The sequence below is a fragment of the Tateyamaria pelophila genome, assembly GCF_019966495.1.
GTDB lineage: Bacteria > Pseudomonadota > Alphaproteobacteria > Rhodobacterales > Rhodobacteraceae > Tateyamaria > Tateyamaria pelophila.
Window position 1 is genome coordinate 1 of sequence record NZ_JAIMIA010000250.1, and the last position, 2,838, is coordinate 2,838.

Genomic DNA, 2,838 nt, shown 5'->3' on the forward strand with positions numbered 1-2,838 from the left:
TCCTCCCGCCCGTTGTTTGAACGAAACTGAATCACAAAACTATGCAATCAAACAAGAATTAATGGGTGTGCTGCCTAGTCGCATAACCACTTAGCACGCTAAGAATTTGTTTTCTTGAAGTTTTCTGGTGCCCCCACACGGCAACACACACACCAAATGTAACAATCCAAGTATTTGATATTATTTATATAAACCCATTTCCTGTAGGTAGACCCTGTACCAAATACGCTTTGAATCTAGTACCATATATCGATAGTCAGAGCGTTCCTATGGCACTATTCTAGTGGTGCTAACTTCGAAGCAAACAGGCAGGCTCTGAACAAAATATAATTCAAGTGATCCAACAAGGCATAGGTTGTGAAGGAAGCAAATATACCGCCATTACAGGGCCATTAGTCGCGTTGGGCCACCCTCTGGCGCACTTGCAGGATGTGTTGATTAAGGCGGATGGTTTGGACCAATGGGGATTGCTGTGATATTTGCTCTGTGAGGCGATAGTCAGGCGTTTGCTGGGGTGAGTAGCTTAAAGTTCGACTTCGCACTTTATGACCCCTTGTATTGGCCCTACGGGGCATTCCGCCTTCATTCAAGCGGCTCAGTCAACAGCCCTTGTAGTTCTTGGCGACACATTCCCGCGCTAACTTCTGTGCTTCTGAAATGTCGGCGGGAGTCATCATTTGTTTTGCAAGTATTTCGCGACTTTCGGCGGCGTCTTCATCCCCCAATGACGCTGCGATATTGAACCACATGTGCGCGTAGAGGTTGTCTTGGATGACCCCTTCTCCATTTGCGTACATAATACCCAGATTGTATTGCGCGTAGGCATAGCCCTGTTCAGCTGCTAAACGATACCACTTCACAGCTTCTGCATAGTCCTGCGGAACGCCTTGGCCTTTATCGTACATAATACCCAGATTGTATTGAGCGTCGGCATAGCCCTGTTCCGCTGCCAAGCGATACCACTTCACAGCTTCTGCATAGTCTTGCGGAACGCCTTCTCCATTGTCGTACCTCAGCGCCAGACTGTTTTGCGCGTCGGCATCACCCTGTTCCGCTGCCAAGCGATACCACTTCACAGCTTCTGCATAGTCTTGCGGAACGCCTTGGCCTTTACGATACATCTGAGCCAGATTGAATTGCGCGGGGGCATAGCCCTGTTCTGCCAAAGGACGCCACTCATTGAGTGCGGTTGCAAAGTCGCCCTGTTGAGCAGCAGCCAAGCCCTTAGCAAAATCCTGCGCCAATACTGCTTGCCCGCCAAGTGTTAGGACGGTTGCCAAAGCGACTACGTGGAAAATGCGTTTCAAAATGCCAGTCTCCTAATGTTCAGGTCGGGATTATAGATTCTGAAACTACCAAACAACAGAAAAGGCCCAAGGGGGTTAACCTCAGGCCACTCTCTTGGTTCTTGTTGGTGCTTTAGGCGCAGGGCGCGGTACAATCGTGACACGCAGGTGCGTTATGGATCAGGTTGGTGTTCATCGCGTACCGCCGTTCGACCAGAACCGCTTCTCCTGACCCCTGTTTAGGTAGGCCTTACACAACTTATAGCAGTATGTAACTGCGCTGAGTACAATCTATGATATGTTAAATCTAATCAAGTAGTTGATAAGTAATCACTTTTACTAAACCTCAGTGCTTTGCGCCTGCTCTAGTTTGTGGAATAGCAGTATATTGCTTATCACTCTGCGCTCCGAGTTGGGTAAAATTCTTTTGTAGTAACAGTGCGTTAGTGAGAATCTGATTGATGGACGGAATTATTCAAATAGGCGCTATTGCAATTTCAGAATTAATTATTATCTAATCGAATCCCTAGCAAATTTAATGTTTCCAAATCAGTATTTGCGCTCCACCCCGAGCAAAAATCCATAAAGACTTATCGTTTCAGCCTTAATCGGTTGTATAGTTATTACTCTGTCGTTCTGTACTGCTCTCAGCCCTCAATTCAGGGCCATTAGCGTGCATAGGTTACCCAAGCCAACCCAGCTAAAAATTAAGCCCACAAACAGGCCCTTATAGCCTTTGGCACATCTGTGTCTAATCGGTATCGGCCATAACAAGGAGAATTAAGATTCCCAATTCAAATCCCAGAACCCAAGTACGATTTATGCTCTCAGATGAAGCCTTATCACGACTGAGGAACGCATCGGAGAAGACTGGCAGCAATCTGTCCTCTCTGGTCGAAAAAGCAATCAAAGCAACTATCGCCCCATGTCCAACAACCAAAGCTGACATCAGCAAGGAAGCCCAGAATGACCAAAGCAAGCAATAATGAGCAAATCCTACCTGCTGGTTTTGTAGATATTAGCAAGCGCGTCTATGCAACAATGTCTCGCCGTTACTCCACTATTGAGGTCACAGATCAGGACGGTAACACAACCAAAGAGGACATGGCGTTTAACGAAGCTCAGAAGAAGGCAGTTAGCTATATCCTTGATCATGTTGTGAAGTATCAGGGCTATTTCTTAACCTGCTTCGCTGACAATAAGCCTATCTTGGGAAATGATCTTGATACCACTGTCGACCTTTGTGCCGTGAATACGAAGGCACTTGATCGCAAGATGATCCGGCACGTTCTGACCTCAGCACCAATGTCTTTTCAGCGTCACCAGTACTGTCCCGGCTTCCCTAGGTTTCTTAAGGTTGATGGCGCTAGTACATACAACACATGGCACAAAATAGACCGCTTAACTCTGACAGAGCAGGACATTGCGAGTCAGGGCAATCGCGTTTGGCATCATGCCTCTTACAGCCCATTGAGAACGCTGCATAAGAATGCCTCGTCCCATCCAGCTCGCTTGAGTTTAATGCTGAGAGAGCCTTTGGATGTGTCGCGTC

Annotated in this window: 3 protein-coding genes; 2 read left to right on the plus strand and 1 reads right to left on the minus strand. The window is 47.1% G+C overall.

Annotated elements, in window-relative coordinates; genetic code table 11:
• Positions 1 to 599: 599 nt before the first annotated feature.
• Positions 600 to 1,307: a tetratricopeptide repeat protein gene (locus LC354_RS27210; protein ID WP_317849405.1), complete on the minus strand. Its 708-nt coding sequence runs from the start codon at positions 1,305 to 1,307 to the stop codon at positions 600 to 602.
• A 764-nt stretch (positions 1,308 to 2,071) separates the two neighbouring features.
• Between LC354_RS27210 and LC354_RS28215 the strand changes: the two genes are divergently transcribed.
• Together LC354_RS28215 and LC354_RS27220 are read left to right on the plus strand one after the other, a co-directional pair.
• Complete coding sequence (locus LC354_RS28215; protein ID WP_223429065.1) at positions 2,072 to 2,272, plus strand: ribbon-helix-helix domain-containing protein; 201 nt, start codon at positions 2,072 to 2,074, stop codon at positions 2,270 to 2,272.
• A partial coding sequence (locus LC354_RS27220; protein ID WP_223429063.1) for a hypothetical protein occupies positions 2,253 to 2,838 on the plus strand: 586 nt, incomplete at its 3' end. The genes LC354_RS28215 and LC354_RS27220, both read left to right, overlap by 20 nt.